Below are 20465 nucleotides of genomic sequence, written 5' to 3'. Positions count from 1 at the left end.
TGCGTATGATCTGGCTTCGGATGGCCGCCGCCGCGCTGGGCGTGGGCGGGCCGGTCGCCCTGGGAGTCGCCACAGGCCACCCCGCCCTGGGCGCTCTCGCCGCCGTCGGCGCCCTGGCCGCGACCGGCGTCTCCGCGTCCGGGGCCGCAACGCCCGAGGTTCCGGCGCCCGGCTCGTCCGCGTTCGGCGGCCGCCCTGCCGCTTCGGCGGCCGACGCCCTCGCGGGCGGTGCTGCGGGCGGTGCTGCGGGCGGTCGCGGTTCGGGGGCCGGGGCTCGGCGGGCTGGAAGGCGTTCGGGGCGGGCGCGGGGGAGGGTGGTGGGCAGGGGAGCCGGGATCGTGGTCGCCGTGGCCGCTGCCGGGTTCGCCGGTGCCGCTGTGGCCGGGCACGGGTGGGCCGGGGCGTCGGCGCTGGTCGTTCTGGCGGCCGCGGCGGCGCTGGTCGGCGGCGTCAGCCGGGCCATGGCGGAGACCACCACCCGTTTCATCACCTTCATGGTCATCACCACCGGACTGGCGCGGCAGGGTCACCCGCTCGCCGTCGCCGCCGTCGTCACCGTCGGGATCGTGTGGGGCGTGCTGCTCGCCCTGCCCCTGGGCCGAGCGGCGGGCGCAGCCCAGGCGGATGGCACCCGGGAGGGGCGCGTCCAGGCGGAAGGCACCCGGGAGCGCGTCCAGGCGGAAGGCACCCGGGAGCGCGTCCAGGCGGAAGGCACTCGGGAGGGGCGCGTCCAGGCGGAAGGCACCCGGGAGCGCGTCCAGGCGGAAGGCGTCCGGGAGGGGCGCGCCGGGAAGGGCGGGGCACGGCGGGTGGCGTGGCGCGGCATGTGGAGTGCCACGAGCCGGCAGTACGCGGGCCGGCTGGCCGTCTGCCTGGGGGCCGCCCAGGTCATCGCACTCCTCTGGCCCCACCCGACCGCGTCCTGGATCTCCGTCACCGTGGTGATCGTCGTCCGGCGGCGGCTGACCGGCGCGGCGCGGCGGGCCGTCGAGCGGGCCGCGGGGACCGCCGTCGGCGCCCTCGCCGTGGCGGTCATGCCCGCCTGGGCGTCGGCCGCGTGGCCGTTGGCGCTGCTCGTGGCCGCGCTGGCGGCCCTGAGGCCGCCGCTGAAGGACCGCCGCCCGGCCGCGTACGCCGCCGTGATGACGCCCCTGGTCCTGCTGCTCAGCGGTGGCGCGTCCGCGGGCATGGCCGGTCACCGGATCGCCGACACGGCCGTCGGCTGCGCGCTCGCCCTCGGTTTCGGCTACCTACCCTGGGCAGTACGCCACCGGAAGGACGCGGCGCGGAGCGGGAAGGACGCGGCGCGGAGCCGCGAGAACGCCGTACACAGCCAGAAGAACGCCGTACACAGCCGGAAGAACGCCGTACACAGCCGGAAGAACGCCGTACACAGCCGGAAGAACGCCGTACACAGCCGGAAGAACGCCGTACACAGCCAGAAGAACGCCGTACACAGCCGGAACGACAGGGCCCAGAGCCGGTCCGACGATGTGAGGAGTGCCCGTGCCGTCGTGGAGTGACCACGCGATCCTGTGGCAGGTCTACCCCCTCGGCTTCACCGGGGCCCCCGCCGTCGCCCCGCCGCCCGGCGAGCCGGTCCGGCACCGGCTGCGGCAGCTCGAACCGTGGCTGGACTACGCCGTCGAGCTCGGCTGCTCCGGCCTCCTCCTGGGCCCGATCTTCGCCTCCGAGACCCACGGCTACGACACCGTGGACCACTTCCGCGTCGACCCGCGCCTCGGCGACGACGCCGACTTCGACTCCCTCGTCGCCGAGGCGCGCGGACGCGGGCTGCGGATCGTGCTCGACGGCGTGTTCAACCATGTCGGCAGGTCCTTCGCCGCCGGCCCCGGCTGGTTCAGGAAGGGACGGGACGGCTACGACACCTTCGAGGGGCACGAGCGCCTGGTCGCCCTCGACCACGGCCTGCCGGCCGTCCGCGACCACGTCGCCGCGGTGCTCGACCACTGGCTGACGCGCGGCGCGGCCGGCTGGCGGCTCGACGCCGCCTACGCCGTGCCTCCGTCCTTCTGGCGCCAGGTGCTGCCGGGCGTCAGGGAGAGGCATCCGGACGCGTGGTTCGCCGGTGAGGTCATCCACGGCGACTACACCGGGTACGTCAAGGAGTCCGGCCTGGACTCCGTCACCCAGTACGAGCTGTGGAAGGCCGTCTGGAGCTCGCTCAACGACCGCAACCTGTTCGAGCTGGCCTGGGCCCTGGACCGGCACAACGACCTGCTCGGCGCGTTCACACCGCTCACCTTCGTCGGCAACCACGATGTCACCAGGATCGCCACCCGGCTCGACGACCGGCGCCATCTCGGCCACGCCCTGGCGATCCTGCTCACCACCGGCGGCGTGCCCAGCCTGTACTCCGGCGACGAGCAGGCGTTCGAGGGGCTGAAGGAGGAGCGCGAGGGCGGCGACGACGCGATCCGGCCCGCCTTCCCGGCCGCGCCCGGAGACCTGGCCCCGTACGGCCGGCCGGTGTACCGCCTGCACCAGAACCTCGTCGGCATGCGCCGGCGCCACCCGTGGCTGGTGCGCGCCCGCACGACCGTCGAGCACCTGACCAACACGGCCGCGGCGCTCAGGTCGAGCGCCGGGGGAGAGGCGCTGATCACCCTGCTCAACCTCGACGACCACGCCTACCGCTTCCCGATCGACGTCTCCCGGCTGACGCCGCTGGAGCCGGAGCGCGGCCACCAGGACCCCGCGGTCGTCGGCCCGCACGCGTGGCGGATCCTCGCCGAGAAGCCGGCGTGACATAGATCACCAAATGTGTCGGGAATATAGGGAAGCAAGGAATCTGTTGGCACCTGACGTGGACGAGGCACACGCGAGCAACCCCGGCGCTCCCATCGGCGGACGCTGTTGTCGCATGCGCACCCGGCGAATGCGCGCGGCGACACGCGCACACACGCGGACGATGACGCGGGCCATGGAGCCGGCGCACATGCGGGCCATGACCGGCGCGCACATGCGCGCGACGGCCCCCACCGCCCGCTGAGCGCGAGCCGGCCGCCTGCCGTGACCCGCCCGACGGCGGAACGGCCCGCCGGCGCCAGGAACCGTCCGCCCTCCCCCCGAAGGTCTTCCGATGATCGCACCGAGCTACGTGCTGCGCAGGCTGAGCCACCTGCCGTTCCACCCCGGCGCCCACTGACTCGCGCCGCCGCCCGGCCCCGGTCCTCCCGGTCCTCCCGGTCCTCCCGGTCCTCCCGGTCCTTCCGTCGTCCGGAGCGGACGTCTCCTCCAGGCGTCCGCTCCTGAAGACGGTTCCAGACGTTCGTCCGTTCCAGCGGCGTGGCCGCTGCCAGTGTGGGGTTTTCACGTGATCCAGGTTTCCGGCCTGCGCAAGCTGTACGGCGAGACCGTCGCCCTCGACGGTGTCGACCTGCGCGTGCGCGAAGGCGAGATCTACGGCGTCCTCGGTCAGAGCGGCGCCGGCAAGAGCACGCTGCTGCGCTGCGTCAACCTGCTGGAGCGGCCGACCGCGGGCACCGTCACGGTCGCCGGGCAGGACCTGACCGCCCTGCCGTCCCGCGAGCTCAACCGCGCCCGCCAGCGCATCGGCATGATCCACCAGCACTTCGCGCTGCTCTCCTCCCGCACCGTCGCGGGCAACGTGGCCTTCCCGCTGGAGGTCATGGGCGTTCCCCGGGCCGAGCGCGCCCGCCGCGTCGCCGAGCTGCTCGATCTCGTGGGACTGGGCGGCCGCGGCGGCGACCACCCGCACCAGCTCTCCGGCGGCCAGAAGCAGCGCGTCGGCATCGCCCGCGCCCTGGCCGGCAACCCGTCGGTGCTGCTGTCGGACGAGGCCACCTCGGCGCTCGACCCGGCCACCACCCGCTCCATCCTCGACCTGCTCAAGCGGCTGAACACCGAGCTGGGCCTGACGATCCTGCTCATCACGCACGAGATGAACGTGGTCAAGAGCGTCTGCGACTCCGTCGCCATCATGGCCGGCGGCCGGGTCGAGGAGTCCGGTGCCATCGCGGACCTCATCCGGACGCCCGGCTCCCGCCTCACCCGCGAGATCTTCCCGCTGCCCGAGCCCGCGCCGCCCGGCTCGGTCACGCTCACCTTCACCGGCGACCCCCAGCGGCCCGTCGTGTCGGAGGCGGTGCGCAAGTTCGACGTCGAGATCAGCATCCTGGGCGGCTCGATCGAGGAGCTGGCCGGCGGCGCGGTCGGCCGGCTGCGCGTCTCGATCAGCGGTGACGCCGAACCCGCGCTCGCCTACCTGCGCGACCGCGGACTGCTCGTGGAGGTGGCCTCATGACCTGGGACGAGATGACCCCGCTGCTGTGGGAGGCCGCCGGGCAGACCGCGCAGATGGTCGGCTGGTCGACGCTGCTCACCGTGCTGTTCGGGCTGCCGCTGGGCGTGGCGCTGGTGGTCTTCGACCGTGGCGGGCTGCGTCCGCTCCCCGCGCTGAGGTCCGTGCTGGGCGTGGTGGTGAACGTCGGCCGGTCGCTGCCGTTCATCGTGCTGATGATCGCGATCATCCCGTTCACCCGGCTGGTCGTCGGCACCACGATCGGCACCGCCGCCGTGGTCGTGCCGCTCACCGTGGGCGCGGTGCCGTTCTTCGCGCGGCTGGTCGAGACCGCCCTGCGCGAGGTCGGGTCGGACGTGGTGCAGGCCGCGCAGGCCATGGGCGCGAGCCGTACGACCATCGTGCGGAAGGTGCTGCTGCCCGAGGCGTTCCCCGGCCTGGTGGCGGGGCTGACCGTCACGATCGTCGCGCTCATCGGCTACTCCGCCATGGCCGGGACGATCGGCGGGGGAGGGCTGGGCGACCTGGCCGTCAGGTACGGCTACCAGCGCTTCGAGACCCTGCTCATGATCGTCACGGTCGTGCTCCTGGTCGTGATCGTCCAGGTCGTGCAGAGCCTGGGCGACGCGGTGGCCCGCCGGCTGTCGCACCGCTGACTCACACGTACACCATCACTAAATAAGGGAAAAATCATGAAATTTCGGAACATTGTAGGTGTGGCCGCGCTGTCGGTGTTGCTGGCCGCATGCGGCACGTCGCAGTCCGCGACCACGAACGCGGGCGCCGAGTCCGCCGACACCGTGATCAAGGTGGGCGCGTCCCCGGTGCCGCACGCCGAGATCCTGAACTACGTCAAGGACAACCTGGCGCCCGCCGCCGGCCTGAAGCTGGAAGTGGTCGAGTTCACCGACTACGTGCAGCCGAACGTGCAGCTCAGCGAGGGCCAGCTGACCGCCAACTTCTTCCAGCACAAGCCGTACCTGGACGACTTCAACGCCTCCAAGGGCACGAAGCTGAGCTTCGTCACGCCCGTCCACCTGGAGCCGCTGGGCCTGTACTCCAAGAAGGTCACCGGCCTGGCCGCGCTGCCCTCCGGCGCGACCGTCGCCCTGCCCAACGACGCCACCAACCTCGGCCGGGCGCTCAAGCTGCTCGCCGACAACGGCGTCGTGACCCTCAAGGACGGCGCCGGCACCGCCGCCACCGAGCGTGACGTGACCGGCAACCCGAAGAAGCTGACGTTCAAGCCGCTGGAGGCCGCCCAGCTCCCGCGCTCGCTCGACGACGTGGACGCCGCGGTCATCAACGGCAACTACGCCATCGAGGCCGGGCTCAAGCCCGCCTCCCAGGCGCTGGCCCTGGAGAAGAGCGAGGGCAACCCGTACGTCAACGGCCTGGTCGTGCAGGCCGGGCACGAGAAGGACGCCGGGATCGTCACCCTGGGCAAGCTCCTGCAGGACCCGAAGGTCAAGGACTTCATCAAGCAGAAGTACCAGGGCTCGGTCATCCCCGCGCAGTGACCTCCCCGTGAAGGAGCCGCGGTCTCGGCACGAGGCCGCGGCTCCGCCGTGCCCGGACCGGCACGCGAAGATCAGGACGCTGGCGCGGCGGCGGATGACCGAATAGTGTTCGGTTCATGTACCCGGGAGCGATCGCGGCAGCGAACCCCGACAAACCCGCTGTCGTGATGGCGGGTTCCGGGGAGATCGTCACCTACCGGCGGCTGGACGAGGAGTCCAACCGGCTGGCCCACCTCTTCCGCGCCGCCGGGCTGCGGCCGGGCGACCACGTCGCCTTCATGCTCGGCAACCACCCGCTGTTCCTGGCCATCGCCTGGGCGGCCCACCGCTCCGGCCTCTACTACACGGCGATCAGCTCACGGCTGCTCACCGACGAGCTGGCCTACATCGTCGGCAACTGCGGCGCCCGCGTCTTCATCTCCAGCGCGGACCTGGCCGGCGTCGCCGCGTCCATCACGGACGCCACACCCCGCGTCGAGCGCCGCCTCATGCTGGAGGGCACGGCGCCGGGGTTCGAGTCGTACGAGAGGGCGGTCGCCGGCATGCCGGTCACGCCGATCCCCGACGAGCGCCAGGGCGCCGACATGCTGTACTCCTCCGGCACCACCGGCCGCCCCAAGGGCGTCAAGCCGTCCCTGCCGCGGGCCCCGCTCACCGAGCCCCCCATGCTCTACAAGCTGGTCGCGGGCCTGTTCGGGCCCACCGGCGACAGCGTCTACCTGTCGCCCGCGCCGCTCTACCACGCCGCCCCGCTGCGCTACTGCATGACGTTCCAGCGGCTGGGCGCCACGGTCGTGGTGATGGAGCGCTTCGACCCCGAGGAGTACCTCCGGCTCGTCGAGAGGTACGCGGTCACGCACACGCAGCTCGTGCCCACCATGTTCAGCAAGCTGCTCAAGCTGCCGGAGGAGACGCGCAAGGCGTACGACCTGTCGTCGCTGACGTGCGCCGTCCACGCCGCCGCGCCCTGCCCGGTCGAGGTCAAGGAGCGGATGATGGAGTGGTGGGGCCCGATCGTCCACGAGTACTACGCGGGCACCGAGGGCAACGGCTTCCTGTACGCCTCGCCGCAGGACTGGCTGGCGCATCCGGGGACGGTCGGCCGCTCGCTGCTCGGCCCCGTGCACGTCTGCGACGAGCGGGGCGAGGAGCTGCCCGCGGGGCGGACGGGCGTCATCTACTTCGAGAGCGGCGTGCGCTTCGAGTACCACGGCGACCCCGGCAAGACCCGCTCCGTGCAGGACCCCGGAGGGCGCGGCTGGACCACGCTCGGCGACATCGGCCACCTCGACGCCGACGGCTTCCTCTACCTCACCGACCGGCTCTCCTACATGATCATCTCGGGCGGCGTGAACATCTACCCGCAGGAGGCGGAGAACGTCCTGTCCGTCCACCCCAAGGTCGCCGACGTGGCCGTCTTCGGTGTGCCGGACGAGGAGATGGGCGAGCAGGTCAAGGCCGTGGTCCAGCCGGCGTCCATGGCCGAGGCGGGGCCGGGGCTGGAGGAGGAGCTGATCGCGTACTGCCGCTCGCGGCTGGCCTCCTACAAGTGCCCGCGGTCGGTGGACTTCCGCGAGGAGCTGCCGCGCCACGCCACCGGAAAGCTGTACAAGCGGCTGCTCCGGGACGAGTACTGGCCCGCCGCCGACCCCGGCACGTCCGGGTAAATGAAGATTTTTTTCTGGTTCGCGGGACAGGTGACCGAGCCCCCACCAGCGGTGATAAGGCCCGTGTCAGGGCTCTCAGGAAACTCTGATCACGGTCTTAACCTGCACTTACGCGCGACTTGGCACTCTTGGGTCATCGGGACTTGAGGAGATGACAATGAACGCGAACGAGCCTCGCGAGCAGGGAAACGGCGGCTGGAGCCAGTTCGGTGACACGCCGCCCTCCGCCGGGGGGTTCCCCCGGCGAGACACCATCATCATGGGTCACCCCGCGCCTCCGCCCCCTCCGCCCGCGCCCGCCAGGCCGGGCATCTCCACCCGTCAGAAGGCCATCGCCGGCCTCGCCCTGGCCGCCATGGCCCTCGGCGGCGGTGCGGCGGGGGCCGCCGTCGCCACCGCGATGCAGCCTGACACGGTGGCGGCCACGGCCGCCCCGGCGCCCGCCTCGTTCAAGCAGGCGGCCAGCACCCTGACCGTCTCGGACGTCGCCGCGAAGCTGCAGCCGTCCGTCGTCATGATCCAGGGCAGCACCGGCGAGGGCTCCGGCGTGGTGCTGTCCGCCGACGGCCTCGTGCTCACCAACAACCACGTGGTCGTGGGTGCCGGGCAGGGCGGCCAGATGTCGGTGAAGTTCAGCGACGGCAAGACCGCCAAGGCGTCGGTGGTCGGCACCGACCCGACCAGCGACCTCGCGGTCATCAGGGCCGAGGGCGTGTCCGGCCTGACCCCGGCCCAGCTCGGCGACAGCGACCAGGTCAGGGTCGGCTCGCCGGTCCTGGCCATCGGCAGCCCGCTCGGCCTGCAGGGCTCGGTCACGGCGGGCATCATCAGCGCCCTGGACCGCACGCTCACGGTCGGCGGCGAGCAGGAGCAGCAGGGCCCGCCCGGCTGGGGGCAGCCCGGCGGTCAGTCAGCCGAGACCACCACGATCGGCGGCGCCATCCAGACCGACGCGGCGATCAACCCCGGCAACTCCGGCGGCGCCCTGGTGGACGCCGCGGGCCAGGTCGTGGGCATCAACACCGCCATCGCCACCAACGGCGGCAGTAGCGGCAGCATCGGGGTGGGCTTCGCGATCCCCATCAACACCGCCAAGCAGGTGGCCGACCAGCTCGTCAACGGCGGCAAGGTCAGCCACGCCTACCTCGGCGTGAGCGTCACCGACGCCACCGGTGATGTCACCGGCGCCCTGGTGCGCCAGGTGATCCAGGGCAGCCCCGCGGCCAAGGCCGGGCTCCGGGAGGGCGACCTCATCACGAAGATCGCCGGCAAGCCCGTCGACGGCGGCGACACGGTCGTTGGCCAGGTCAGAGGTTTCAAAGCGGGCCAACAGGTTCAGATCACATATATGAGGGATGGAAAGACGAGTAACGTCACCGTCACTCTCGAAGAGAAGAAATAACAGGACCCCCTCACGGACGGGTGTGCCGTCGAGATCGCTGCGGACTCGGCGGCACACCCCCGTTCAGGTCTGCGACACGACGGCCCCGGAGACCGGGGCCGTCTGCGCGTGCAAGGCGTCAGGAGAACCGGCGGCCCTCGTCGCGCCGGTAGGCCCAGCCGGCGGCCAGCGCCCCCGCCACCGTCCATGCGGCCAGCATGACCAGCGCCGTCACGTTCGGGGCCGAGCCGGTGGTCGCGGCCCACACCAGCTCCACCGCGCCGCGGCTCGGAACGTACGGCGAGAGCGCCTGGACGAACTCCGGCATGATCTGCGGCGGCATGAACAGCCCGCCCAGGATCGCGACCGGGAAGAACACCACCTGCGACACGCCGATCGCCGCCTTCGAGGCCAGCAGGAACCCCAGGAACAGCCCGATCATCATGAACGGCACGGCCCCGGCGAGCAGCGCCGCCAGCCCGAGCGCCAGCCTGGGCGCCGTGACGGTCGCCGCGGTGAGCAGCGCCGCGATGACCACCACCGGCACGGCTGCCGCGATCATGACCGCCATGGTGGTGAGGATCCGCCCGGCGAAGCGGGGGAGCGGCCCGGCGGGCAGGGTGCGCAGGTAGGGGTTCCAGGGCTGCTCGCGGTCCTGCGCGACCGAGATGCTCAGCCCCATCAGCGCCGCCGACATCGCGCCGATCATCATCATCGACCCGGTCGCGCGGGTGGCGCCCACCGGGTCGTCGCCCGCGAACGGCACGACGAACGCCAGCATCGAGGCCGCCGGGAAGAACGCGCTGGCCACCAGGCCGATCGGCACCCGGATCTGCTCCAGGAGCTGGTAGCGGGTGTGGGCGAGGATGAGGCTAGACATGAGCGGTCTCCTTCGAGGTGATGGCCAGGAAGGCCTCCTCCAGCGTGGTGGGCCGGATCTCCAGCCCCGAGAACGGCGTGCCGCTGCGCACGAGCTCCACCACCAGCCGGTCGGGGTCGGTGGTGAGCAGGTGGACGCGGCCGTCCTCGCGCTCGACGCCGAGGACGCCCGGCAGCTCGGGCAGCGCGGCCGCGGTCAGCGACACGCGCCGCACGCCGACCACGTCGCGGATCGCGGTCACGGTGTCGTCGGCCAGCACGCGTCCATGGCCGACGACGATCACCCGCTGCGCCAGCGCCTCGATCTCCTCCAGGTAGTGGCTGGTCAGCACGATCGTGCCGCCCTGCTCGTGGAAGCCCCTGATGCCCTCCCACAGCGCGCGCCGGCCCTCCACGTCGAGGCCGGTCGTCGGCTCGTCGAGGAACACCATCCGCGGCTCGCCGGCGAAGGCCAGCGCCACGGCCAGCCGCCGCTTCTGCCCGCCCGACAGGCCGCCGATCTGCCGCTTGACCAGGTCCTGGAGCCCGAACTGTTCGAGCAGTTCCAGCCTGTCCGCCTTGCGCGGGTAGTGCGCGGACACGAAGTCGACGATCTCGCCGACCCGCAGCGCCTCGGGCAGGCCGGTCTCCTGCGGGGTGACGCCGATGCCCCGCCGTACGACGGGATCCTGGGGGGAGCCGCCGAGCAGCTCCACGGTGCCGGACGTCGGCCGGCGCAGGCCGACGAACAGGTTGATGAGGGTGGACTTGCCGGCCCCGTTCGGGCCGAGCAGGCCGACGAGCTCCCCGGCGCGGATGTCGATCGACACCCGGTCGAGCGCGAGCACGTCGCCGTATCTCCGGGTCACCTCGGCCGTGCGGGCGAGGACCGTCATGTGGAGCCTCCAGCGGTGTCGATCAGGGCGCGGATGGCCCTGGTGTATTCGTCGAAGGCCAGCCGTCCGCGCTTCGTGAGCCCGACATACGTGACGGGGGTGCGGCCTCTGTGGGTCTTGGTGATCCGGACGTATCCGGCGTCCTCCAGCTTGGTGAGGTGGACGGACAGGTTGCCCGCGGTCATGCCGAGCAGGTCCTTCAGCGCCGGGAACGCCATGTCGTCGCGGTCTCCCAGCGTGTTGAGCGCCGCCACCACCCGCAGCCGGGCCTGGGCGTGGATGAGGGGGTCGAGCTCGGGTGGCGGAGGTGGGTCGGCCGTCATCCGCGCCACCGCAGCCAGATCCCCGCCCCGATGAACCCGCCGCCCACCAGGACCGCGTTCAGCAGCGCCTGCCAGCCCGCGCCCAGCATGATCCCCACGACGTTGACCGCGATCGTCCAGGCGCCGAGGAAGAACATCGGCCAGTTCAGCCAGACCGCCGCCGTCATCATGTAGATCACGCCGACGACGAGCAGCGACAGGCCCGCCCAGAGCAGCTGGGCCTCCTCCTCCCGCAGGACCAGGGAGATGCGGATGCCGATGGCGAACACGAGGACCATCCCGGCGAGCCAGGTGAAGCCGATCATCGTCCCGCGCGCCGAGCTGTCGCCGCGCAGCTGCCCGCTCATCCTCGCGATGCCGTAGCCGGCGAACGCGCCCGCCAGCACCTGGGCGCCCTGCAGCACGCCGACCGCCTGCATCTGCGAGATCGGCGCCAGCGGCCGGCCGTCCAGCCCGAAGTGCAGGAACAGCGCGGTGAAACCGATCAGCCAGGCGACCCCCCAGGGGACGTAGAGCAGCAGCGGCTCGCCCTGGAGCCGCCTGACCGTGGCGGCCTGCTGCTCCTCGATGAGCCGCAGCGTCTCCGCGGGACTGGGCGGGGCCTCGGCGTCGTCTGTCATCTCAACCTCTCTCACCGCCAAACTGGTTTGTATCTTAAACCAGCTGGCGCCGCCAACACAACACTCGACGAAATGTCACTGTGTGGGTCGGATGCGCGCTGCAGTATTCCCTGGTCACCCGTGGTTGACAGGAATCTGGCGACCAGGTCATCCTGATCGGCGGCGTGCCCAAAGGACGCAAAACTCAACAATGGCAAGGCGTGACACATGACGTCAGATGCAGCACCCTTAGCATCTGTTCTGCCCCTCTACGAGGACCAGCTGCGCGCGACCCCAGAAAGGGTCGCCGTCTCGGCCGGCGAAGAACACCTCACCTACCGTGAGCTGGATCGCCTCGCGAACGGCATCGCCGATCATCTGCGTCGTCATACGGCGACCGCGCGGCCGCGGCCCTGGGTGGCCGTGCTCGCGGGCCGCTCGATCCGGCTGGTCGCGGGCCAGCTCGCCGCGATGAAGGCGGGCCTCGCCTTCGCGCCGATCGACCCGGCCACCCCCGCGGAGCGGGTCCACGCCATGCTGGCGGGCGCGGCGGCCGTGGTCACGACGCCGGAATGGCGAGCGATGGTCCCCGACGGCGTCCCGGTGATCGACGCGTCCGACGAGGCCGACGCGTCACCGCCGCCCCACGTAGAGGCCGACGACCTCGCCTACGTCGTCCACACCTCCGGCTCGACGGGGACTCCCAAGGGCGTGCTCGTCCCGCACCGCGCGCTGACCAACCTGATCAGGTGGTCGCACGACACCTTCGGCCTGGGCGGCCGGGCCCCGCTGCTCACCAGCCCCAACTTCGACCCGTCGGTCTGGGAGATCTGGACGTACCTGACCGCGGGCACCACGATGGTCATCCCCAGTGAGCGGACCAGGCTCTCGCTGCCCGCGCTGCGCGACTGGATCGTGGAGCAGGAGCTGACCACCTGCTACGCGCCCACCCCCATCGCCGAGGGCCTGCTCGGCCTGTCCTGGCCGGAGGGGACCAGGCTGGCGACGCTGAGCACCGGCGGCGACCGGCTCACCACCTATCCGGCCCCCGGCCTGCCCTTCCGGCTGGTCAATCTCTACGGCCCGGCGGAGTGCGCCGTCAACGCCATCGCCGGCGAGGTGCCGGTCCACGACGGGCAGAGCCGCCCGCCCGCGCTCGGCACGCCCCTGCCCGGCGTCACCGTCCACCTCCTGGACGAGGCGATGAAGCCGGTCGAGGAGGGCGAGATCCACCTCGGCGGCGTGTGCGTCGGCCTGGGCTACCTCGACCGGCCCGACCTCACGGCCGAGCGCTTCGTCCGTGACCAGGACGGCCGGCTCCTCTACCGCACCGGGGACCTGGCCCGCCGCAACCAGGCGGGCCAGATCGAGTTCCTGGGACGGCTCGACGACCAGGTCAAGATCCGCGGCAACCGGGTGGAGCTCGGCGAGATCGAGACCGTGCTCGGCCGTCACCCGCGGGTCCGGGCCGCCACCACCGCCGTCCGCGGCCACGAACTGGTCGCCTACGTCGTGGGTACGGCGACCGAGCAGGAGGGGCGCGCCCACCTCCGCCGGTTCCTGCCCGACTACATGATCCCCACCGCCTGGGTCGTCCTGGACGAGCTCCCGCTGACCGGCAACGGCAAGGTGGACCGTGCCGCGCTGCCGGACCCGGTCCGCGCGCCCCGCTCGGTCACTCCGCCCGGCACCCCCACCGAGGCGCTGCTCGCCGAGATCTGGCAGGACGTCCTCGCCGCCGGACCGATCGGCGCCGACGACGACTTCCTGGCCCTGGGCGGCCAGTCGCTGCTGGCGATGCGCGTCGCCGCCCGCGCCTGCGAGAGGCTGGGCAAGCCGGTCGAGCCCCGGATGCTCTTCGAGCACCCCGTGCTCGCCGCGTTCGCCCGCGCGGTCGACGCCCTGCCGCCGGCGGCCGCGGTGACCCCCGCCGAGGACGGGCTGACGCCCGCACAGCGCCGGCTCTGGTTCATCGACCAGATGGCGCCCGGCTCGCAGTACAACGTGCCCATCCTGTTCGCCCTGGACGGTCCCCTCGACACCGGGCGGCTGGAGAGCGCGATCAACGAGATCGTGCGCCGGCATCCGTCCCTGCGTACCCGCTACGAGGAGCACGACGGCGAGCCGGTCCCCGTGGTCGAGCCGGCGGTGACCGTGGCGATGAAGGTCATGGACGCCACTCCGCGCGGCGCGGACGCGCTGGCCCGGCACGCCGCCCGTGACCCCTTCGACCTGCGGAACGGCCCCGTGCTGCGGGCGCTGCTGCTGCGGCTCGCCGACGACAGGCACCGGCTGCTGGTGACCGTCCACCACATCGCCTTCGACGGCTGGTCGGCCGGGGTCCTCCTGGACGAGCTGGCGCGGCTCTACGCGGGGGAGACCCTGCCCCCGCCGGCCGGCCCGCGCCAGGCCCGGCGAGGTCCCGACGGCCTGCCGTACTGGCGGAAGGCCCTGGACTCGCCGCCCGAGCGGCTGGGACTGCCCGCCGACCGCCCCGGGGCCGCGGCGCCGGTGCGGCGCGGCGCCCGGGTCCGGGCCACGCTGCCGGACGGGCTGCTCGGCGACCTGGAGGCGCTGGGCAGACGCGCCCAGGCCAGCCCGTTCATGGTGCTGTTCGCGGCCTTCCAGGCGCTGCTGCACCGCTACAGCGGCCAGGACGACATCGTGACGGGCGTGCCGTTCTCCGGCAGGGAGGCGCCGGGCGCCGACTCCATGATCGGCTTCTTCGTGGAGACGCTGCCGATCAGGACCGGCCTGGCCGGCGACCCCTCCTTCGAGCGCCTGCTGTCGCAGGTGCGGGCGGCGGTCCTGGCCACGCCCACCGACGTGCCGCTCGAGGAGATCGTGCGCGAGCTCTGCCCCGACGGACGGCCGCCGTTCGACGTGCTGTTCGCGATGCAGGACCCGCCGGACGCCCGGCGGGGCGACGGCGTGACCTTCCGGATGCTGGAGGAGGTGGAGAACGGCGGCGCGAAGGCCGACCTGGTGCTCTATGCCGAAGGGCAGCGGATGAGCCTGGAGTTCGCCACCGACCTGTTCGAGCGCGCCACCGCCGAGCGCCTGCTGGGGCACTACGTACGCGTCCTGGAGCAGGTGGCGGCCGACCCGGCCGCGCCCGTCTCCGCGCTGCTCGCCCGCGAGCACGAGCCCCCCGGCCGCGGTCCCGACCAGTGCCTGCACCGGCTCTTCGAGCAGCAGGCGGACAGGACGCCCGACGCGGTCGCCGTCGAGTTCGACGGCGACGCCCTCACCTACGCCGAGCTCGACCGGCGCGCCAACAGGCTCGCCCACCTGCTGCGGGGCATGGGCGTGGGCCCGGAGGTGCCGGTCGCCCTGCACGTGCGGCGCTCGCTCGACCTGCCCGTGGCGCTGCTGGGCATCCTGAAGGCGGGCGGCGCCTACGTGCCGCTCGACCCGTCCTATCCCGAGGGCCGCCTCACCCAGGTCCTCGGCCGGGTGGACACCCCGGTCCTGGTGACGCACCGGCCGCTGACCGGCGGCCTGCCGCACGAGCGGCCCGTCCACGTCGACACCGACCTCGACGGGCAGCCGGACCACCGGCCGGACAGCGGGGTCACGCCCGACGACCTGGCCTACATCCTGTTCACCTCGGGCTCGACCGGGCAGCCCAAGGGCGTGGCGATGCCGCATCGCCCGGTGGCCAACCTCATGGCCTGGCACAGCGGCTCCCACCGGAGCCTGCAGTTCACCGCCCTCGGCTTCGACGTCTCGGTGCAGGAGATCTTCAGCACCTGGGCGTACGGCGGGACGCTCGTCATGGTCGGCGACGACGTGCGGCGCGACCCGGCCGCCCTGCTCGACCACATCGCGCGCCACCGGGTGGAGCGCATCTTCCTGCCCTTCGTGGCGCTGCAGTCGCTGGCCGGCGCCGGGACCGAGCCGCCCGCCACGCTGCGCGAAGTGATCACCGCGGGCGAGCAGCTCCAGGTCACCCCGCAGCTCGAACGGTTCGTCAAGCCGTGGATGACGCTCCACAACCAGTACGGGCCGACCGAGGGCGCGATCATCGACATCGCCCACACGCTCACCGGCCCTCCGCGGGACTGGCCGCGGCTGCCCCCCATCGGCAGGCCGGTCACCGGCGTCCAGGCGCTGATCCTGAACCGCCTGGGCCACGAGACCCCCGACGGCGTCCCCGGCGAGCTGCACCTCGGCGGCGCCTGCCTGGCCAGGGGCTACCACGGGCAGCCCGAGTTGACCCAGGAGCGTTTCATCACCTGGCGGGACGGGCGCCGGCTCTATCGGACGGGGGATCTGGCCCGCCGGAACGAGGCCGGGGACATCGAGTTCCTGGGCCGCGCGGACGACCAGGTCAAGATCCGCGGCTACCGGGTCGAGCCCGGCGAGATCGCCGCGGTGATGGCCGGGCATCCCGCCGTGCGCGAGGCGTTCGTCATGGCCAGGGAGGGCAGGCTGGTGGGGTACGTCGCCGCCGACGGCACCCCCGAGCTGCGGCCCTACCTGGCCGAGCGGCTGCCCGAGTACATGGTGCCGAGCACGTTCGTCACGCTGGACTCCCTGCCGGTGAACCCGTCGGGCAAGGTGGACCGGCAGGCCCTGCCGGAGCCCGGCACGGGCACGCGGACCGTCACGGCCCCGGCCACTCCGGTGGAGCAGGCCATCGCCGCCATCTGGCAGGAGGTGCTGGGCGGGCAGGTCGGCCGGCACGACAACCTGTTCGACCTGGGCGGACACTCGCTCAACGCGACCCGGATCGCGTCCAGGCTGCGCGAGGCGCTGGAGGTGCAGGTCCCGCTGCGGACGCTTTTCGCCCACCCGACCGTCGCCGAGCTCGGCGCGCGGCTCGCCTCACCGGACGTGGAGGCGGCCGCCGAGCTCTATCTCATGGTCGCGGCGTACTCAGACGAAGAGGCCGAGGCACTGCTGCGGTCCATGGAAGGTAACCAATGAGCCTGTCACCCCAGCAGCGCCAGCTCCTGGACGCGTTACGCAAGAAGAAGCAGCAGGCCGGGCGGTCCAGGCCCGACCGGCTGCCGATGTCCTTCACCCAGGCGCGCGCCTGGTACCTGGACAGGATGGCGCCGGGCGCCGCGCACTACCTGATCCCGCTCGCCTTCCGCATCGAGGGCCCGCTCGACCGCGAAGCGCTGCACCGGGCGCTGAACGCCCTGGTGGCCAGGCACGAGAGCCTGCGCACCACGTTCGCCATGGACGAGGACGGCCCGTACCAGATCGTGGCCGAGTCGCTGACGATCGGCCTGGCGGACACCGCGGACGGCACGCCGATGGACCTGACCACCGGCCCGCTCATCCGCGCGCACCTGGAGCGCGAAGCCGCGGACCGGCACGTCCTGCACCTCACCCTCCACCACATCGTCGCCGACGCCTGGTCGCTGGACGTGCTGCGCCACGAGCTGGGCGCGCTCTACGACGGCCGGGAACTGCCGGCGTTGTCCCGGCAGTACGCCGACTACGCGATCCGGCAGCGGGACGACGACCACAGCCGGGAGCTGGACTACTGGCGCAAGACGCTGGCCGGCGCGCCGCCGGTCACCGAGCTGCCGGCGGATCTGCCCCGGCCGGCCGTCCAGACGTACGCGGGCGCCGAGCTGCCCTTCTCCCTGGACCTCCCGCGCGAGGAGTTCAAGGCGTACTGCCGGAGCCTGGGCGCGACGCCGTACATGGTGCTGTTCGCGGCCTACCTGGTCGTTCTCTCCCGGCGCTCCGGCCGGCAGGACCTCGTGGTGGGCACGCCCATCGCCAACCGCGACAGCGTCGAGTTCGAGGGCCTGATCGGGTTCTTCACCAACACCCTGGCCATCCGCGCCGACCTGTCGGGCGACCCGTCGTTCCCCGAGGTGGTCGAGCGGGTCAGGGACGCGGTGCTCGACGCCCACGACCACCAGGCGATGCCGTTCGAGCGGCTGGTGGAGGAGCTCAACCCGGAGCGCCGGCTGGACCGCAGCCCGGTGTTCCAGACGATGTTCAACATGCTGCCCGAGGCCACGGCGGCGCTGGAGCTGGCCGGGCTGACGGTCACCCCCGTGGAGATCCCCGAGCGCACGGCCAAGTTCGACCTGACCGTGGGCGTCCGCGAGACCCTGGACGGGCTCGTCGAGTACAACACGGACCTGTTCCACCCGGGAACGATCCGCGCCCTCGTGGCCGACCTCCGGCAGGTGCTCTCGGCGGCCATGGCCGGGGACGATGCGCCCGGGGAGCTGCCGCGCCACCAGATCTCCCAGCTCGTCACCCGGGCCTGGCGCGAGGCGCTGGGCGGCGACGCCTTCGGCCCCGACGACAACTTCTTCGACGTGGGCGGCCACTCGCTGCTCGTCCTGCAGGTGCACGAGCGGCTGCGCAAGCGGTTCAGCCTGACCGTCACCGACCTGTTCCGGTACCCCACGGTCGCCTCGCTGACGGCCTTCCTGAGCCCCGGCGCTCCGGCCGCGCCGGAGGTCGTCCGGGCGGCGCCCGCGTCCGCCGGGGGCGCGCTCGCCATCGTCGGCATGGCCTGCCGCTTCCCGGGCGCCGCGGGGCCCGAGGAGTTCTGGGCGGCGATCCGCGACGGCGTGGAGGCCGTACAGGACTTCACCGACGAGGAGCTGCTGGCCGACGGCGAGGACCCCGGCCGGCTGGCCGACCCCGCCTACGTCAGGTCCGGGACGGTGCTGGAGGGCATCGACCTGTTCGACGCCACGCTGTTCGAGTTCACCCCGCGCGAGGCCGAGATCCTCGACCCGCAGCAGCGCCTGTTCCTGGAGACCGCCTGGGAGGCGCTGGAGGACGCCGGCTGCGACCCCGCCCGCCACCCGGGGCAGATCGGCGTCTTCGCCGGATCGGCGATGAGCAGCTACTTCATCGAGAACCTGCTGGCCGCGCCCGACGTGCTCAAGGCGGTGGGCGAGTTCCAGGTCCTGCTCAGCAACGACAAGGACTCCCTGCCCACCCGGACCTCCTACAAGCTCGACCTGCGCGGGCCGAGCGTCAGCGTGAACAGCGCCTGCTCCACCTCGCTGGTCGCGCTCCACCTGGCCAGGCAGAGCCTGATCGCCGGCGACTGCGACATCGCGCTGGCCGGGGCGGTCCGGGTCAACGCCTGGACCCGCCGCGGCTACCTGTACCAGAGCGGCGGCATCGGCTCGCCGGACGGCCACTGCCGCCCCTTCGACGCCGAGGCGCAGGGCACGATCGGCTCCAGCGGCGTGGGCGTCGTCGTGCTCAAGCGGCTGGAGGACGCCGTCGCCGCCGGCGACACCATTCACGCCGTCGTCCGCGGCTCCGCGGTCAACAACGACGGCACCAGGAAGGTCGGCTACACCGCGCCGGCCGTGGACGGCCAGGCCGAGGTCATCACCGCGGCACTGGCCTCGGGCGGCGTCGACCCCGCCACGATCGGCTACATCGAGGCGCACGGCACGGGCACCGCGCTCGGCGACCCCATCGAGGTGGCGGCGCTCTCCCAGGTCTTCACCGGCGACCGGCCGATCGCGCTGGGCTCGGTCAAGTCCAACATCGGCCACGCCGACGCCGCGGCCGGGATGGCCGGGCTGATCAAGACCGTGCTGGCGCTCAAGCATCGCACGCTGCCGCCCACGGCCAACTTCACGACGCCGAACCCGCGCATCGGCTTCCACCCGTTCTACGTGCCCACCGCCGGCGCGCAGTGGCCCGAGGGCCCGGAACCCCGCAGGGCGGGCGTCAGCGCGTTCGGGATGGGCGGCACCAACGCCCACGTCGTGCTGGAGGAAGCGCCACCGCAGCCGGTCGCCTGGCCGCCGGCCGCGCCGCCGGCGGCCGGCCCGCACCTGCTGGTCCTGTCGGCCGCCAGCGACACGGCGCTCGCGGAGCAGGCCACCCGGCTCCGCGCCCACCTGCGCGCGCATCCGGACACGGAGCTCGGCGACGTGGCCGCCACCCTCCGGCACGGCCGCCGCCACCTCCGGCACCGCGGCATCCTGGTCGCCGAAGACCCGCGGTCGGCGCTGGACGCCGAGCTCGTCACGGGCGAGTCGCCCCCGCGCGAGGTCGCCTTCGTCTTCCCCGGCCAGGGCGCGCAACAGCGGGGGATGGGCGCGGGCCTGTACCGGTCCGACAGCGTCTTCCGCGCCGCCGTCGACGCCTGCTCCGGCATCCTGGAGCCGCACCTCGGCCTGGACCTGCGCCAGGCCCTGTACGGCGAGGCCGGCGACCTCGACCAGACCTGGCTCACCCAGCCCGCGCTGTTCGTGACGGAGTACGCGCTCGCGCGCACGCTGATCGAGCGCGGGGTCCGCCCGGCGATGATGGCCGGCCACAGCATCGGCGAGTACGTCGCCGCCTGCCTGGCCGGGGTCTTCACCCTGGAGGACGCCCTGCGCCTGGTCGCCGCCCGCGGCCGCCTGGTGCAGAGCCTGCCGCCGGGTTCGATGCTCGCCGTGCCGCTGCCCGAGTCCGAGCTGGGCGACCTGCTCGGTGAGGACGTCTCCCTGGCGGCGGTCAACACCCCCGAGCGGTGCGTCCTGGCCGGCCCGGAGCCAGCCATCGCCGAGCTGGAGCGTCGGCTGACCCGGCAGGGCGTCGCCTGCCGCCCGCTGCGCACCTCGCACGCCTTCCACTCCTCCATGCTCGATCCGGTGCTCGACGCCTTCGCCGCCGAGGTGGACTCCGTGCGGCTGGGCACTCCGGACCTGCCGTACCTCTCCAACGTCACGGGCGGCTGGGTGTCCGGCGCCGAGACCAAGGACCCCGCCTACTGGGTGCGCCACCTGCGGGAGACCGTGCGGTTCGCCGACTGCGCCGCCGCCCTGGTGGAGGCCGGCGTGGCCGTGGCCGAGGCGGGGCCGGGCCGCACGCTGACCACCCTGGTGCGCCGCCAGGGAGGCCAGGCCGTGGCCGCCCCGCTGGCCGAGCCGGACAGCGGGCTGGACGACCCCGACGCGACCGAGCCGCCGGCCAGTGACTTCCTGCCGGAC

13 protein-coding genes are annotated in these 20465 nt (G+C 72.8%); 9 read left to right on the top strand and 4 right to left on the bottom strand.

What is annotated here, in order from left to right:
* Positions 1 to 5: 5 nt before the first annotated feature.
* The 7 genes from ABZS51_RS24210 (at position 6) to ABZS51_RS24180 (ending at position 8874) form a co-directional block, all read left to right on the top strand.
* Positions 6 to 1523 (top strand): FUSC family protein, encoded by a 1518-nt coding sequence (locus tag ABZS51_RS24210; protein ID WP_355445022.1) that lies wholly within the window; start codon positions 6 to 8, stop codon positions 1521 to 1523.
* Positions 1507 to 2769: an alpha-amylase family protein gene (locus ABZS51_RS24205; RefSeq protein WP_355445019.1), complete on the top strand. Its 1263-nt coding sequence runs from the start codon at positions 1507 to 1509 to the stop codon at positions 2767 to 2769. The genes ABZS51_RS24210 and ABZS51_RS24205 overlap by 17 nt, the downstream gene beginning before the upstream one ends.
* 568 nt (positions 2770 to 3337) lie before the next feature.
* The gene (locus ABZS51_RS24200; protein WP_355445016.1) at positions 3338 to 4288 is read left to right on the top strand and encodes an ATP-binding cassette domain-containing protein; all 951 of its coding nucleotides are present in this window, start codon (positions 3338 to 3340) and stop codon (positions 4286 to 4288) included.
* On the top strand, positions 4285 to 4941 hold the full coding sequence (locus tag ABZS51_RS24195; protein WP_310714139.1) for a methionine ABC transporter permease: 657 nt from the start codon (positions 4285 to 4287) through the stop codon (positions 4939 to 4941). Before ABZS51_RS24200 ends, ABZS51_RS24195 begins: the two co-directional genes overlap by 4 nt.
* A gap of 36 nt (positions 4942 to 4977) precedes the next feature.
* Positions 4978 to 5805: a MetQ/NlpA family ABC transporter substrate-binding protein gene (locus tag ABZS51_RS24190; RefSeq protein ID WP_355445012.1), complete on the top strand. Its 828-nt coding sequence runs from the start codon at positions 4978 to 4980 to the stop codon at positions 5803 to 5805.
* Positions 5806 to 5921: 116 nt separating this feature from the next.
* Positions 5922 to 7472, top strand: coding sequence for an AMP-binding protein (locus ABZS51_RS24185; RefSeq protein WP_355445009.1), 1551 nt, complete (start codon positions 5922 to 5924; stop codon positions 7470 to 7472).
* Positions 7473 to 7629: 157 nt separating this feature from the next.
* Positions 7630 to 8874 carry a trypsin-like peptidase domain-containing protein gene (locus tag ABZS51_RS24180; protein WP_355445006.1) on the top strand — a complete coding sequence of 415 codons (1245 nt, stop codon included), beginning with the start codon at positions 7630 to 7632 and terminating at the stop codon, positions 8872 to 8874.
* A 118-nt stretch (positions 8875 to 8992) separates the two neighbouring features.
* Here ABZS51_RS24180 and ABZS51_RS24175 read toward each other — a convergent pair whose 3' ends face one another.
* The 4 genes from ABZS51_RS24175 to ABZS51_RS24160 are packed head-to-tail and all read right to left on the bottom strand — an operon-like array spanning position 8993 to position 11550.
* Positions 8993 to 9733, bottom strand: coding sequence for an ABC transporter permease (locus ABZS51_RS24175; RefSeq protein WP_355445003.1), 741 nt, complete (start codon positions 9731 to 9733; stop codon positions 8993 to 8995).
* A complete protein-coding gene (locus tag ABZS51_RS24170; RefSeq protein WP_355445000.1) occupies positions 9726 to 10607 on the bottom strand; it encodes an ABC transporter ATP-binding protein in 882 nt (293 codons plus the stop codon). The genes ABZS51_RS24175 and ABZS51_RS24170 overlap by 8 nt, the downstream gene beginning before the upstream one ends.
* Positions 10604 to 10930, bottom strand: a complete 327-nt coding sequence (locus ABZS51_RS24165; protein WP_355444997.1) for a transcriptional regulator — start codon at positions 10928 to 10930, stop codon at positions 10604 to 10606. Before ABZS51_RS24165 ends, ABZS51_RS24170 begins: the two co-directional genes overlap by 4 nt.
* On the bottom strand, positions 10927 to 11550 hold the full coding sequence (locus ABZS51_RS24160; protein WP_310714152.1) for a hypothetical protein: 624 nt from the start codon (positions 11548 to 11550) through the stop codon (positions 10927 to 10929). Before ABZS51_RS24160 ends, ABZS51_RS24165 begins: the two co-directional genes overlap by 4 nt.
* 207 nt (positions 11551 to 11757) lie before the next feature.
* Here ABZS51_RS24160 and ABZS51_RS24155 point away from each other — a divergent pair, with 207 nt between their 5' ends.
* On the top strand, positions 11758 to 16461 hold the full coding sequence (locus tag ABZS51_RS24155) for an amino acid adenylation domain-containing protein (RefSeq protein WP_355444994.1): 4704 nt from the start codon (positions 11758 to 11760) through the stop codon (positions 16459 to 16461).
* A partial coding sequence (locus ABZS51_RS24150) for a condensation domain-containing protein (protein WP_355444991.1) occupies positions 16458 to 20465 on the top strand: 4008 nt, incomplete at its 3' end. The genes ABZS51_RS24155 and ABZS51_RS24150, both read left to right, overlap by 4 nt.

Source organism: Nonomuraea sp. NPDC005501 (assembly GCF_040605905.1).
GTDB lineage: Bacteria > Actinomycetota > Actinomycetes > Streptosporangiales > Streptosporangiaceae > Nonomuraea.
This window is presented reverse-complemented; position numbering and strand designations above follow the sequence as displayed.

What these genes read in the sequence shown, in the direction of transcription:
- ABZS51_RS24210 (WP_355445022.1), top strand. Translation starts at nt 6, where the DNA reads ATGATCTGGCTTCGGATGGCCGCCGCCGCGCTGGGCGTGGGCGGGCCG.
- ABZS51_RS24195 (WP_310714139.1), top strand. Translation starts at nt 4,285, where the DNA reads ATGACCTGGGACGAGATGACCCCGCTGCTGTGGGAGGCCGCCGGGCAG.
- ABZS51_RS24190 (WP_355445012.1), top strand. Translation starts at nt 4,978, where the DNA reads ATGAAATTTCGGAACATTGTAGGTGTGGCCGCGCTGTCGGTGTTGCTG.
- ABZS51_RS24185 (WP_355445009.1), top strand. Translation starts at nt 5,922, where the DNA reads ATGTACCCGGGAGCGATCGCGGCAGCGAACCCCGACAAACCCGCTGTC.
- ABZS51_RS24180 (WP_355445006.1), top strand. Translation starts at nt 7,630, where the DNA reads ATGAACGCGAACGAGCCTCGCGAGCAGGGAAACGGCGGCTGGAGCCAG.
- ABZS51_RS24175 (WP_355445003.1), bottom strand. Translation starts at nt 9,733, where the DNA reads ATGTCTAGCCTCATCCTCGCCCACACCCGCTACCAGCTCCTGGAGCAG.
- ABZS51_RS24170 (WP_355445000.1), bottom strand. Translation starts at nt 10,607, where the DNA reads ATGACGGTCCTCGCCCGCACGGCCGAGGTGACCCGGAGATACGGCGAC.
- ABZS51_RS24165 (WP_355444997.1), bottom strand. Translation starts at nt 10,930, where the DNA reads ATGACGGCCGACCCACCTCCGCCACCCGAGCTCGACCCCCTCATCCAC.
- ABZS51_RS24160 (WP_310714152.1), bottom strand. Translation starts at nt 11,550, where the DNA reads ATGACAGACGACGCCGAGGCCCCGCCCAGTCCCGCGGAGACGCTGCGG.
- ABZS51_RS24155 (WP_355444994.1), top strand. Translation starts at nt 11,758, where the DNA reads ATGACGTCAGATGCAGCACCCTTAGCATCTGTTCTGCCCCTCTACGAG.